This is a genomic window from Bradyrhizobium sp. SZCCHNR2028, from assembly GCF_032380995.1.
Taxonomy (GTDB): Bacteria; Pseudomonadota; Alphaproteobacteria; order Rhizobiales; family Xanthobacteraceae; genus Bradyrhizobium.
The window spans coordinates 589,581-602,008 of record NZ_JAUHJF010000001.1; the positions used below are offsets into that span (position 1 = coordinate 589,581).

The 12,428-nt window shown below is 64.5% G+C and carries 12 protein-coding genes; 4 read left to right on the plus strand and 8 right to left on the minus strand.

Annotation, left to right across the window (positions count from 1 at the left end; genetic code table 11):
* Nucleotides 1-13 precede the first annotated feature (13 nt).
* Together QX121_RS02715 and QX121_RS02720 are read left to right on the plus strand one after the other, a co-directional pair.
* Entirely contained in the window at nucleotides 14-199 is a 186-nt protein-coding gene (locus tag QX121_RS02715) for a hypothetical protein (protein WP_315712631.1), read from the plus strand.
* A 28-nt stretch (nucleotides 200-227) separates the two neighbouring features.
* Nucleotides 228-995, plus strand: a complete 768-nt coding sequence (locus QX121_RS02720) for a glucose 1-dehydrogenase (protein ID WP_315811102.1) — start codon at nucleotides 228-230, stop codon at nucleotides 993-995.
* Between the two features lie 8 nt (nucleotides 996-1,003).
* On the opposite strand, the gene QX121_RS02725 is transcribed toward QX121_RS02720, so the two are convergent.
* Nucleotides 1,004-2,503, minus strand: coding sequence for a caspase domain-containing protein (locus tag QX121_RS02725; RefSeq protein WP_409999301.1), 1,500 nt, complete (start codon nucleotides 2,501-2,503; stop codon nucleotides 1,004-1,006).
* Between the two features lie 484 nt (nucleotides 2,504-2,987).
* Here QX121_RS02725 and QX121_RS02730 point away from each other — a divergent pair, with 484 nt between their 5' ends.
* Together QX121_RS02730 and QX121_RS02735 are read left to right on the plus strand one after the other, a co-directional pair.
* Nucleotides 2,988-4,448 carry a DEAD/DEAH box helicase gene (locus QX121_RS02730; RefSeq protein WP_315780613.1) on the plus strand — a complete coding sequence of 487 codons (1,461 nt, stop codon included), beginning with the start codon at nucleotides 2,988-2,990 and terminating at the stop codon, nucleotides 4,446-4,448.
* A gap of 348 nt (nucleotides 4,449-4,796) precedes the next feature.
* Nucleotides 4,797-5,864, plus strand: coding sequence for a GGDEF domain-containing protein (locus QX121_RS02735; RefSeq protein ID WP_315811104.1), 1,068 nt, complete (start codon nucleotides 4,797-4,799; stop codon nucleotides 5,862-5,864).
* A gap of 34 nt (nucleotides 5,865-5,898) precedes the next feature.
* Here QX121_RS02735 and QX121_RS02740 read toward each other — a convergent pair whose 3' ends face one another.
* The 7 genes from QX121_RS02740 to sufB form a co-directional block, all read right to left on the minus strand.
* Nucleotides 5,899-6,450 carry a TfoX/Sxy family protein gene (locus QX121_RS02740; RefSeq protein ID WP_315737810.1) on the minus strand — a complete coding sequence of 184 codons (552 nt, stop codon included), beginning with the start codon at nucleotides 6,448-6,450 and terminating at the stop codon, nucleotides 5,899-5,901.
* Nucleotides 6,451-6,567: 117 nt separating this feature from the next.
* A complete protein-coding gene (locus QX121_RS02745; RefSeq protein ID WP_315737809.1) occupies nucleotides 6,568-6,969 on the minus strand; it encodes an iron-sulfur cluster assembly accessory protein in 402 nt (133 codons plus the stop codon).
* 61 nt (nucleotides 6,970-7,030) lie between these two features.
* Nucleotides 7,031-7,402 (minus strand): SUF system Fe-S cluster assembly protein, encoded by a 372-nt coding sequence (locus QX121_RS02750; protein WP_315737808.1) that lies wholly within the window; start codon nucleotides 7,400-7,402, stop codon nucleotides 7,031-7,033.
* Nucleotides 7,399-8,646, minus strand: a complete 1,248-nt coding sequence (locus QX121_RS02755) for a cysteine desulfurase (protein WP_315798544.1) — start codon at nucleotides 8,644-8,646, stop codon at nucleotides 7,399-7,401. The genes QX121_RS02750 and QX121_RS02755 overlap by 4 nt, the downstream gene beginning before the upstream one ends.
* Entirely contained in the window at nucleotides 8,643-9,965 is a 1,323-nt protein-coding gene (gene sufD / locus QX121_RS02760; protein WP_315811105.1) for a Fe-S cluster assembly protein SufD, read from the minus strand. Before sufD ends, QX121_RS02755 begins: the two co-directional genes overlap by 4 nt.
* A gap of 22 nt (nucleotides 9,966-9,987) precedes the next feature.
* On the minus strand, nucleotides 9,988-10,740 hold the full coding sequence (gene sufC / locus QX121_RS02765; RefSeq protein WP_315712154.1) for a Fe-S cluster assembly ATPase SufC: 753 nt from the start codon (nucleotides 10,738-10,740) through the stop codon (nucleotides 9,988-9,990).
* 113 nt (nucleotides 10,741-10,853) lie between these two features.
* Nucleotides 10,854-12,350 (minus strand): Fe-S cluster assembly protein SufB, encoded by a 1,497-nt coding sequence (gene sufB, locus QX121_RS02770; RefSeq protein WP_315798542.1) that lies wholly within the window; start codon nucleotides 12,348-12,350, stop codon nucleotides 10,854-10,856.
* Between the last annotated feature and the right edge of the window lie 78 nt (nucleotides 12,351-12,428).

Genomic DNA, 12,428 nt, shown 5'->3' on the forward strand with positions numbered 1-12,428 from the left:
GGAGGAAGTGGCCATGCGGAAATTCCTGATGATCGGCGGCCTGCTTCTGCTCGCCATCGGCCTGCTCTGGGTCGGTCAGGGCACCGGGGTCGTGGCATGGCCGCGGACGAGCTTCATGATCAACCAGCTGCAGTGGGCAGGCTACGGCGTCGGCATGGGTGCGCTCGGCCTGGTGATGATCTGGCAGGGCACCTGCTGATCTCTGACCACAACAATGGAGACACCGCATGGCGGACCGTTTCGACATGAGGGGCAAGGTTGCGATCGTGACGGGCGGCAACGGCGGAATTGGCCTGGGGATGGCGCGCGGGCTTGCCGATGCCGGCGCTGACATCGCCGTGGTCGGCCGCAACGAAGCCAAGTCGCAGGCGGCAGTTGCCGATCTGGCGGCGCGCGGCGTCAACGCCATCGCTGTCACGGCCGACGTCAGCAACAGGGACGACGTCACCGCCATGGTCGCGCGCGTGACCGGCGAGCTCGGTCGCATCGACATCCTCATCAACAATGCCGGCATGAGCATCCGCAAGCCGCCGCACGTGCTCGAGCTGGAGGAGTGGCAGGAGGTGATCGACACCAATCTCACCAGCGCCTTCCTGTGCTCGAAGGCCGCCTACCCGGCCCTCAAGGCGAACGGCGGCGGCAAGATCATCAACATCGGCTCGATGCTGTCGATCTTCGGCGCCAGCTTCGCGCCGGCCTATGCAGCCAGCAAAGGCGGAATCGTGCAGTACACGCGCGCCTGTGCCTGCGCCTGGGCGCCCGACAACATCCAGGTGAACGCGATATTGCCGGGCTGGATCGACACCGACCTGACGCGCGCGGCGCGCAGCCAGATCGACGGCCTGCACGACCGCGTGCTGGCGCGCACGCCCGCGGCACGGTGGGGCGACATCGACGACTTCGCCGGCATCGCCACGTTTCTGAGCTCATCGGCCTCGGACTTCGTCACCGGCACAGCCATTCCCGTCGACGGCGGCTATTCGATCATGGCGTAGCCGAGGCCTCAACGTCGAAAGCTCTTGATCTCGGAGACGCTGCCGTCGCGATAGGTCAACTCCACCGAGACGAACTTCGTCGCCGGCGGCAATTTCAAATAGGGCGTGGCGTTGGATGGAATCGCAATGGGATCGCGCATGTCGCAGCCGGGCATGTTCAGGACCTTGTCCGGCACGGCCGTGTCGATGCCGATGCGGACCTCGCGGATCGCGCAGCGATACGACATCAGGTGCGTGTAGTAGACCAGGAGACCGTTGAACTCGCGGAACGACAGCCAGCTGGTCGCCGTCATGTCGAGGATCTTGCGCTGGTCACGCACCAGCGCGGCCTCCGGCTCGAAGCGGATCGGGAACGGCCCCTGCATCTCGCCCGTCGCATCGACATAGCGGACCTGGATGGTGCCCGCGGGCGCATCCGCCGACAGCTGGATCGAGGGATTGGGCATGCGCTTGCGCGTGCGCGGATCGAGCACGTCCATGAAGCCGGTCTCGCGAAACTCCCCTGCCTCACCCATGCGCCAGGAAATACCGAGCGTCGGATCGGCGATCGAGAACGTGACGGTCCAGCCGCCATTGTGGCGCGAGAACATCGCAATCGGTGCGTTCAGGCTCTCGTTCGCCGGCGGAATGCGTGGCGCCGAGACGGGAGGCAGCGCCGCGAGCTTCTGCTGCGGCTCGGCCGGCTTGTCGACCGCGGCCGGGCCCTTCGCCATGCCGTTGAGAAACACATCGTCGACCATCTGGTCGAAATAGACCGGAATCTGCTTGTGCCGCACGGTCTCGGCGAGCTCGCTGACCAGACGGCGGGTGCGCTGTGCGACCTGCACCAGATTGACGCCGGGCTGCGTCAGCTCCTTGGTGAAGGTGCGCGTGAACACCGAGTTCGGATTGGCGTCATCGTTGGAGAGCCGATCGAGCGCGGTCTGGCGCGGACCGGCCGAGAACACCGAGAATACGCCTTCGGGCAACTGCGTCATCGGGGCCAGGCCACCCCCGCCCGCCACCGCGCGGGTGCCCGAGCGCTCGAACGGATTGTTGCGGCAGGCGTCGAACACCAGGATCGAGGTGCGCGCCTTCTTGTTCTGCAGCCGCTCGATGACGCGGTCCGCGAGGATCGAGGCGTCGCGCACCAGCTCCTCCTGCCCTTCGGTCGCCGCCGGCACGTCGGTCGGCAGCAGGAAGTTCTGACCGGCAATCTCGAAGCCGTGGCCGGCATAGAAGAAGAACGCGGTGTCGCCCGGCTCGACGGCATTGTCGAACGCCAGCAGCGTCTGGCTGAACTGCTGGCGACTGAGATTCTCCGCGACCATGACATTGAAGCCGAGCTGCTTCAGCGTGTCGCCCATCGTGCGCGCGTCGTTGACGGCCTTCTGCAGCTTCGGAACGTAGCGGTAGTCGTTGTTGCCGATCACGAGCGCAACGCGCTTCTCGGCATGCGCGGCGGCCGGCGCCAGAACCACCGCCGCCATCGCCAGCCCGCACGCCAGCCACGTCCGCATCGATCTCATCGTCCGTCCCTGCCTTCATTGCGTGGGCTGCCGCCATCGATAGTCGGCGGCACGCCGCCACCGGTTCATCTCCGAGGCGCCCGCGGGCCGCTCCAACTCCCTGCCGAACACACGCCGCAATTCCGTCGACAATTCGACCAGAGCGCTTTCCGCCAACGGCCGGCCAGAGCTTCGGAGCAGCCGAATACGACAGCTCGACGACAGGTTGCCCGCAAATAATGCAAAAACATTAAGCTTTTTCGGTACTTCGTTCCCCTCTTCCATTGACTTTGCAGGATTCGCCCCTATCTTCCGCAGCAGCGCGGCCGGATCGCATCCGATTCCTGAGAGATTGACCGCGGGTCGGCGTTAGTCAGAAAACCCCCAGCTTCCTTAGAGCATGCCGTTTCGGGGTTGAGCGCGACCACAGCCTTTTACCCCTCGATTCCTAACGGCGGCGTCGAACAGAGGCCCCGTGCCTATCGGCGCGTGACATAGAGGCTCGATGTCTTTTTCCAATCTCGGCTTGTCCGACAAGGTGTTGGCTGCAGTTGCGGCCACCGGTTACACCACCCCCACGCCCATTCAGGAACAAGCGATTCCTCACGTCCTGGCGCGCCGCGATGTGCTCGGCATCGCCCAGACCGGCACCGGCAAGACCGCCGCGTTCGTCCTGCCGATGCTCACGATCCTCGAGAAGGGCCGCGCCCGCGCACGAATGCCGCGCACCCTGATCCTGGAGCCGACCCGCGAGCTGGCCGCCCAGGTCAAGGAGAATTTCGATCGCTATGGCGCCGGGCAGAAGCTCAATGTCGCGCTCCTCATCGGCGGCGTCTCCTTCGGCGACCAGGACGCCAAGCTGACCCGCGGGGTCGACGTGCTGATCGCCACGCCGGGCCGCCTGCTCGACCATACCGAGCGCGGCGGATTGCTGCTCACCGGGGTCGAGCTCCTGGTCATCGACGAAGCCGATCGCATGCTCGACATGGGCTTCATCCCGGACATCGAGCGCATCTGCAAGCTCGTCCCCTTCACCCGCCAGACGCTGTTCTTCACAGCAACCATGCCGCCGGAAATCCGGCGCATCACCGAAGCCTTCCTGCACAACCCGCAGAAGGTCGAGGTCTCCAAGCCGGCCACGACCGCCGTCACCGTGACCCAGTTGCAGGTCCCATCCGGACGCGAGGCGCATCAGAAGCGCGAGGTGCTGCGCAGGCTGTTGCGGAACGCCAAGGATCTCAACAACGCGATCATCTTCTGCAACCGCAAGCGCGACGTCGCCATCGTTCACAAGTCGCTGCAGAAGCACGGCTTCAGTGTTGGCGCCCTACACGGCGACATGGACCAGTCGGCCCGCACGGCCGCGCTCGATCAATTCCGCAAGGGTGAACTGCCCTTGCTTGTCGCCTCCGACGTCGCCGCACGCGGCCTCGACATTCCGGAAGTCAGCCACGTCTTCAATTTCGACGTGCCGCATCATTCCGACGACTACGTTCACCGCATCGGCCGCACCGGCCGGGCCGGACGGACCGGCACCGCAATCTCGATCGTGGCCCCGGCCGACCAGAAGTCGATGGTCGCCATCGAGAAGCTGATCGGACAGGGCATTCCGACGATCGAGGGCGACTACGAGGTGCAGGAATCCTCGGGCGACGAGGACACGCGTGAGCGCCGTCCGCGTGACGCCGCGCGTCGCGGCAGCCGCGGCAAGGCGCGGGAGCGCGATGCGGCCCCTCGCGAGCGTGATGCAGCCCCGCGCGAGCGTGAGCCGCGGGCGGCAGCGCCGCGCGCCGCACAGGCAAATTCTCCTCGGCCTGCCGCGCCGAGCGCTCGCAAGGAACAGCCTCGTAACGAACAGCCTCGCAATGAAGCACGGCGGCCGCGGCGCGACCTCGACAACGAGCCCGCTGATCACTCACATCTGCCGGCGTTCCTGCTTCGCCCGGTGAGGGCACCGCTTCCCTGAGCAAGCAAGATTCCGGGCTGTTCCAAATGCGGTCGCCCGGAACGTCGCGTCCGCAAAAAGATCAGCTGCCGCTTCCGTCAGACATGAGACCTAAGTCGACGACAGCGCTGAGCTATCAGCGAGGCGCACACCCGAGCGAACAGCTCCAGCCCGCTTCCGCAAGTTCCCAGAAGCATCCTATGTAGCTCATTGAACATATGAGGTGCCTTTCCCGTATGCGTGGCTTGGGTGTATCCGGGATACTACGGCCGTATTTACCCCTGGTTCACAAACGTCCTTTAGCTTGGCCGGCATTGTTTATTTCATTGCTGTGACGGCGGCGACGCGGGCGATTGGGGAGAACCTGTGGTGGTCAATGCGCTTGACGAACACGAACGCACGATAGGCTTCGCCGAAGTCGCGCTCAGCCAGATCAGAACGCTTCGCCATTCGGCCAATCCGCGCAATTACGAGGTCTGGTACGTCTACGCGACGGGCTACAACGCACCGCTGAACGAGATCATCAACGAGACTCTGTCGCGCAACGGCAAGCTGTCGCAGTCCGATCTCGATCAGCTCTACGACTCCTACCTCGCGCAGCTCAAGACGTCGGATCGCATCGACAAGGTCGGCGCGCGCGTCGTCGTCGAGATCGACGACCTGGTGAACATGCTCACCGATGCTCTCGGCAGAACGGCGAGCTACGATGCGAGCCTCGCGGGCGCCGATCAGCGGCTCGCGTCGGCGACCAGCCGCGAGCAATTGGTGGACATCATCGAGGCGCTCACCGATTCGACCAGACAGATGCGCGAGACCAACCGGATCCTCGAAGAGCGGCTGACGCTGTCGAAGGACGAGATCAGCGGGCTGCAGCATAGCCTGGAGGTGATCCGGGCCGAGAGCCTGACCGATCCGCTCACCGGCCTCGGCAATCGCAAATATTTCGACCGAATGATCGAAACGACCGTGCAATCGGGGCTCGCGACCCAACAGCCGCTGTCGCTGCTGATGTTCGACATCGACCATTTCAAGTCCTTCAACGATTCCTACGGACATCTCACCGGAGACCAGGTGCTGCGCCTGGTCGGGATGACCCTGAAGCACGCCATCAAGGGGCAGGACATCGCGGCGCGCTACGGCGGCGAGGAATTCGCCGTCGTGCTGCCGAACACCTCGCTGCAGCACGCGCTGACAGTCGCCGATCACATCCGCCGCGCCGTGACGGCGAAGGAGCTGAAGAAGAAGTCGACCGGGGAGATCCTGGGACGTGTGACGATCTCGGTCGGCGTGTCGCTGCTGCGGGCCGGCGACGATACCGATACGCTGATCGAACGCGCCGACGCCTGCCTCTATGCCGCCAAACGCAACGGGCGCAACAAGGTGGTGTGCGAGAACGATCCCGAATACGCGACGACGACGCGAGGTCGGGTGGCCTGACTGCGACGGTGCCGGCGTTGCCCCGGCAGCAGCATCAACGCGTCCGCGATGATGGCGTGCGGGATTTCTGTCGGCCCGACGCTGCTGTCGCACTGCGCGTCTTGCGACCTGCCGCGGGCGCTTTGCGGATCGTCTTGGCGACCTTCCGCGTCTTGGCCGGCTTGGCCGTTTTCGCCGCTGGCTTGGTCGCACCGGGCTGCACCCCGCCACGTGCCGGACCCTGCTCGCGCCCGCGGCGAGATGCCGCCCGCTTCCTGGTCTGCTTGCTCAGGGCCGCTCTTTGCGCCGCTGCAAACGCATCTCGGGCCCATATCGCGAACTCGTCGGAGTCGTCGAACAGATGCGCCGGCACTTGCCAATACGAGCGCACCGTCATGGTCCGCGCGCGGGTCTCGTAGGAGAACGGCTTGGATCCGGCCTCCTCGAACCTGGCAAAGCTGGTTTCATCAGCACGGAGATAAAGGCCGCTGCGCAGCGCAAGCGCGAAGTTGATGCCGTCGGCGGAGATGCCGAAGCCGGAGAACATCCGCCGGATCGTGACCGGACCGAAACCGGCGAACAGATCGATCAGGAATTCGCGGTCCATCGCACCAGCTCTCGCCAACGCCCCAGTTGCCCGCCTGGAGTTTTCGGTCGAGAGGGTGGCGCGTGTCAATGTCCGGAACGCGACAGCTCCGGTGCCGCCCTGGCTGAAAGCGGACGATCAGACCTCGGCCGGCTTGAGCTGAACCGACTCGCCGCAGCCGCAGGCGCTGATCTGGTTCGGATTGTTGAACACGAACTGCGCCTGCATCTTGTCGGCCTGATAGTCCATCTCGGTGCCGAGCAGGAACAGCACGGCCTTGGGATCGACCAGGATCTTGACGCCCTTGTCCTCGACGACCTCGTCGGTCGGCCGGATATCATGGGCATATTCGACCGTGTAGGACTGACCGGCGCAGCCGCCATTCTTGACACCGACACGCAATCCGATGATCTCGGACTCGGCGCGATCAGTGAGCTCACGGATGCGCCTGGCCGCCGCATCGGTGAGCCGCATCACCTGCGGACGGGGCCGCGGCTTGGGCTTGGCAACAGGCGCTGTCGAATTCGTCGTGCTGGTCATGGCGTCATCCCGGCGGGGTATGTGATCCGCCCTTACTATTCAAACTTCGTGCCCGCTCGTCTCACCACATGTTCAGGACGAGCCGGGCCTCGTCGCTCATCCGGTCCGGCGTCCATTGCGGCTCCCAGACGATGCTCACATTGACCACGCCGACCCCCGGAACGCTGGCGATCGCGTTTTCCACCATGGTCGGCAACTCGCCGGCCGCCGGGCAGTTCGGCGTCGTCAGCGTCATCAGGACGTCGACGCTGCGATCGTCCTTGATGTCGACCTTGTAGATCAGGCCGAGTTCGTAGATGTCGGCCGGGATCTCCGGATCGAACACCGTCTTCAGCGCCGCGATGATCTCGGTGGAGAGCCGCTCGGTCTCCTCCGGCGGCAGCGCCGAATGGGTTTCGACAGTCTGAGTTTTGACGTCGGCCGTGTCGGTCATGCAAACAATTCCCGCGCCTTGATCAATGCCTGTGCAAGCTGATCGACCTCTTCCCTCGTATTGTACATGCCAAACGAGGCCCTGCAGGTCGCCGTGACGTTGAATCTCTCCAAAAGCGGCATCACGCAGTGCGTGCCCGCGCGCACCGCGACGCCCTGGCGATCGATCACGGTCGCGATGTCGTGCGCGTGCGCGCCCTTCATCTCGAACGAGATGACCGGGCCCTTGCCCTTGGCGGTGCCGATCAGCCGCAGCGAATTGATCTCGCGCAGCCGATCCTGGGCATAGGTGAGCAGGTCGTGCTCGTGCGCGGCGATGCGTTCCTTGCCGACCGAATTGACGTAATCGATCGCCGCGCCCAGCCCGACCGCCTCGACGATCATCGGGGTGCCGGCCTCGAATTTGTGCGGCGGATCGCCATAAGTGACCCAGTCGCGCGCGACCTCGCGGATCATCTCACCGCCGCCATTGTAGGGACGCATGGCAACGAGGTGGTCGTACTTGGCGTAGAGCACGCCGATGCCGGTCGGCCCGTACAGCTTGTGGCCGGTGAAGACATAGAAGTCGCAATCGATGTCCTGGACATCGATTGCGAGGTGCACGGCGGCCTGGCTGCCGTCGACCAGCACAGGGATGCCGCGCGCATGCGCAATGCGCACGACCTCTTTCACCGGGACCAGCGTGCCGAGCATGTTCGACATCTGCGTGATCGCGACCAGCTTGGTCCTGCCCGTCAGCAGCTTCTCGAACTCGTCGATCAGGAAGTTGCCGTCATCATCGACCGGAGCCCACTTGATCACGGCGCCCTGGCGCTCGCGCAAGAAGTGCCACGGCACGATGTTGGAATGGTGCTCCATGATCGAGAGCACGATCTCGTCGCCTTCACCGATGTTCGGTCCGCCCCAGGAGGATGCGACGAGGTTGATCGCCTCGGTCGCGTTGCGGGTGAAGATGATCTCTTCACTGCGCCGCGCGTTGAGGAAGCGCGTGACACGCTCGCGGCCGCCCTCATAAGCTTCGGTCGCGGCATTGGCGAGATAATGCAGGCCGCGATGCACGTTGGCGTATTCGCTGGTGTAGGCCTGCGTCATGCGGTCGAGCACGGCGCGCGGCTTCTGCGCCGACGCCGCATTGTCGAGATAGACGAGCGGCTTGCCGTAGACCTGCAGCGCCAGCGCCGGAAAATCTTCGCGGATGCGGGCGACGTCGTAGGAGCCGTTTGAGACAGCGGGATGCGTGCTCATGCGCGCGCCTCCATCCAGTCCTGGGCGGCGGCGATGACGCGCTCGCGCAGGCCATCATCCTCGATCGCCTCGATCGCCTCACCGACGAAAGCCTGGATCAGCAGCGCCTGCGCCTGCTTCTCGGGTAGGCCGCGGGCGCGCAGATAGAACAGCAGGCTTTCGTCGAGCGCGCCGGCAGTGGCGCCGTGGCCGCAGGAGACGTCGTCGGCGAAGATCTCGAGCTCCGGCTTGCTGTCGGCCTCGGCCTCGTCGGACAACAGCAGCGCCCGCGTCATCATCTTGCCGTCGGTCTGCTGCGCGTCGGGGCGCACGATGATACGGCCCTGGAATACCGAGTGGGCACGATCGTCGAGCACGGCGCGGAAGTTCTCGCGGCTGGTGCAGCCGGGCACCGCATGGTCGACAACCAGGGTCATGTCGCCATGCTGCTTGTCGCGCAGCAGGTTGACACCGTTGACGATGAGCTCACTCCCCTCGCCAGCGAGCGTGAAGAACGCCTGCAGCCGGCTGATCGCGCCGCCACTGGTCATGTTGAACAGGCTGAGCTTCGACTTGGCACCGACCGTGAACAGCTCGGAGGAGATGTTCACCGCATCAGCGGCGTCGCGCATCAGCCGGACATGAGACAGCGCAGCCTGGTCGCCGACCCAGATCACGGCCGCATCATTCGCCTGATAGGCGGACGCGCCGTCCGCGGCGATGCTGGTCTCCACCAAAGTCGCGCGGGCGCCCTGCCCGATCCGCACATGCGATCGGCTGTAGCGCGCCGCCTTGGGAGCGGTCGCGACGTGAATGAGCTGCAGCGGCGACGACAGCTGCACACCATCGGCCACCGTCACCACGACGCCGTCGGTCGCGAGCGCCGCGTTGAGCGACAGCATCGGGTCGGCCACCGTGGCCAGCAGCAGGTCGCCTCGGAATTCGTTGGACTGCTCGTCCAGCACCGCGCCCAACGTCTTCACCGTGACGCCCGACGGCATAGCCGCGAGGTCCGACAGATCGGCGGCAAATACACCATCGACCAACACGAGCTTGGTCGCACCTTCGATCGCGATTGACGCGATCGCGGCCTTCGCCCGCGCCAAGGCGGCCGCATCTGGCGCGCCCGCGAGCGGCAGCACCTCGCGCACCAGGGCACGCAGGTCGGTGTACTTCCATTCCTCGATGCGCCGGTGCGGCAGGCCCGTGCGCTCGAAAGCCGCGAAGGCCTCGCGCCTGATATCCGCGACCTTGCCGGCGCCGGGCAGCCGGCCCTGGGCGGCAGCAAAGAAGCTGCTCGCCACGGTACCGCTGTCGTTCTTGACCAAAGCTACGTTCATCACAGATCCATTCACGCAGCGATCAGGCCGCGTCTTCGAACTGGGCGTAACCGGACGCCTCCAGCTCCAGCGCGAGCTCCTTGCCGCCGCTCTTCACGACGCGGCCCTTCGACATCACGTGAACGACGTCGGGCACGATGTAGTTCAGCAGCCGCTGATAGTGGGTGATCACGATCATCGAGCGCTCCGGCGAGCGCAGCGCGTTGACGCCGTCGGCGGCGATGCGCAGCGCATCGATGTCGAGACCGGAATCCATCTCGTCGAGGATGCACAGCGACGGCTGGAACAGCGCCATCTGAAGCACCTCGTTGCGTTTCTTCTCGCCGCCGGAAAAGCCGACATTGACGCCGCGCTTGAGCATGTCCTGCGGAATGCTGAGCGATTTCGAGATCTCGCGCACCTTCCTGAGGAAGTCCGGCGTCGAATACTCCTCCTCGCCGCGCGCCTTGCGCTGCGCATTCAGCGCGGTGCGCAAGAACGTCATGGTGGCGACACCGGGGATCTCGACCGGATACTGGAACGCCAGGAACACGCCCTTGGCGGCGCGCTCGTCCGGCGCCATCGCCAGGAGATCCTCGCCCTTGAACAGGATCTCGCCGCCGGTGACCTCATAGCCCGGCTTGCCGGCGATGACATGGGAGAGCGTCGACTTGCCGGAGCCGTTCGGCCCCATGATGGCGTGCACCTTGCCGGCGTCGATCGAAAGCGTCAGGCCGTGGAGAATCTCGCGCTCCTCGACGCGGACCTGCAGGTTGTTGATTTCGAGTAGTGCCATAATATGTTTCCGCTCAACGCTTGCCCTGGAGCAACCGATCGATCGGGTCCGAGGGCGGATGATGTTGATGTCAGCAAGAGCGGGCCGCGCCGCGGACCCGCTCCCATGTGGTCTTAGCCGACCGATCCTTCGAGGCTGATCGAGATCAGCTTCTGCGCCTCGACCGCGAACTCCATCGGCAGCTGCTGCAGCACGTCCTTGACGAAGCCGTTGACGACGAGGCCGACCGCCTCCTCCTGCGAAAGGCCGCGCTGGACGCAGTAGAACAGCACGTCCTCGGAGATCTTGGACGTCGTCGCCTCGTGCTCGAAAGTGGCCGAGGAATTCTTGGCCTCGATATAGGGCACGGTGTGCGCGCCGCACTTGTCGCCGATCAGCAGCGAATCGCAGGCGGTGAAGTTGCGCGCGTTGGACGCCTTGCGATGCGCCGTCACCAGGCCGCGATAGGTGTTCTGCGAGCGGCCTGCGGCGATGCCCTTGGAGATGATCCGGCTGGTCGTGTTCTTGCCGAGATGGATCATCTTGGTGCCGCTATCGACCTGCTGATAGCCATTCGAGATCGCGATCGAATAGAATTCACCACGGGAATTGTCGCCGCGCAGGATGCAGCTCGGATATTTCCAGGTGATCGCCGATCCCGTCTCGACCTGGGTCCACGAGATCTTGGAATTGTTTCCACGGCAGTCGCCACGCTTGGTGACGAAATTGTAGATGCCGCCGACACCTTCCGAATTGCCCGGATACCAGTTCTGCACCGTCGAGTACTTGATCTCGGCGTCATCGTGCGCGACCAGCTCGACCACGGCCGCGTGCAGCTGGTTCTCGTCGCGCTGCGGCGCGGTGCAGCCCTCGAGATAGGAAACGTAGGCGCCCTTGTCGGCGATGATCAGCGTTCGCTCGAACTGGCCGGTGTTGCGCTCGTTGATGCGGAAGTAGGTCGACAGCTCCATCGGGCAGCGCACGCCCGGCGGCACGTAGACGAACGAACCGTCGGAGAACACCGCCGAATTCAGCGTCGCATAGAAATTGTCCGAGGTCGGCACCACGCTGCCGAGATATTTCTGTACCAGCTCGGGATGCTCGCGGATGGCTTCCGAAATCGGCATGAAGATCACGCCGGCCTTCCTCAGCTCCTCCTTGAACGTGGTCGCGACCGACACCGAATCGAACACGGCATCGACCGCGATCTTGCGCGTCTCGGGGCTGCCGGCACCGGGCACCGGCTCGACGCCTTCGAGGATCGCAACCTCGCGCAGGGGAATGCCGAGCTTCTCATAGGTCTTCAGGATCTCAGGATCGATCTCGTCGATCGAGGAGAGCTGCTTCTTCGGCTTCGGCGCCGAGTAGTAGTAGAGATCCTGGAAATCGATCTTGGGATAGTCGACGCGCGCCCAGGTCGGCTCGGTCATGGTCAGCCAGCGGCGATAGGCCTCGAGGCGCCATTCGAGCATCCAGGCGGGCTCGTTCTTCTTGCCCGAGATGAAGCGGACGGTGTCTTCGGAAAGCCCCTTCGGAGCCTTCTCGGATTCGATGACAGTCTCGAACCCATAGCGATATTGGTCGACGTCGATCCGCCTGACGCGGTCGACCGTCTCTTGTACGGCTGGCATTCCATCCTCCGCTCGCGGTTTCAAGGACCGCGGTGGACATCTTCTGGAACCGTCTTACGACGTTTCCTCGACGAAATC

What these genes read in the sequence shown, in the direction of transcription:
- QX121_RS02740 (WP_315737810.1), bottom strand. Translation starts at nt 6,450, where the DNA reads ATGGACCGCGAATTCCTGATCGATCTGTTCGCCGGTTTCGGTCCGGTC.
- sufB (WP_315798542.1), bottom strand. Translation starts at nt 12,350, where the DNA reads ATGCCAGCCGTACAAGAGACGGTCGACCGCGTCAGGCGGATCGACGTC.
- sufC (WP_315712154.1), bottom strand. Translation starts at nt 10,740, where the DNA reads ATGGCACTACTCGAAATCAACAACCTGCAGGTCCGCGTCGAGGAGCGC.
- QX121_RS02755 (WP_315798544.1), bottom strand. Translation starts at nt 8,646, where the DNA reads ATGAGCACGCATCCCGCTGTCTCAAACGGCTCCTACGACGTCGCCCGC.
- QX121_RS02745 (WP_315737809.1), bottom strand. Translation starts at nt 6,969, where the DNA reads ATGACCAGCACGACGAATTCGACAGCGCCTGTTGCCAAGCCCAAGCCG.
- QX121_RS02750 (WP_315737808.1), bottom strand. Translation starts at nt 7,402, where the DNA reads ATGACCGACACGGCCGACGTCAAAACTCAGACTGTCGAAACCCATTCG.
- QX121_RS02725 (WP_409999301.1), bottom strand. Translation starts at nt 2,503, where the DNA reads ATGAGATCGATGCGGACGTGGCTGGCGTGCGGGCTGGCGATGGCGGCG.
- QX121_RS02730 (WP_315780613.1), top strand. Translation starts at nt 2,988, where the DNA reads ATGTCTTTTTCCAATCTCGGCTTGTCCGACAAGGTGTTGGCTGCAGTT.
- sufD (WP_315811105.1), bottom strand. Translation starts at nt 9,965, where the DNA reads ATGAACGTAGCTTTGGTCAAGAACGACAGCGGTACCGTGGCGAGCAGC.
- QX121_RS02715 (WP_315712631.1), top strand. Translation starts at nt 14, where the DNA reads ATGCGGAAATTCCTGATGATCGGCGGCCTGCTTCTGCTCGCCATCGGC.
- QX121_RS02720 (WP_315811102.1), top strand. Translation starts at nt 228, where the DNA reads ATGGCGGACCGTTTCGACATGAGGGGCAAGGTTGCGATCGTGACGGGC.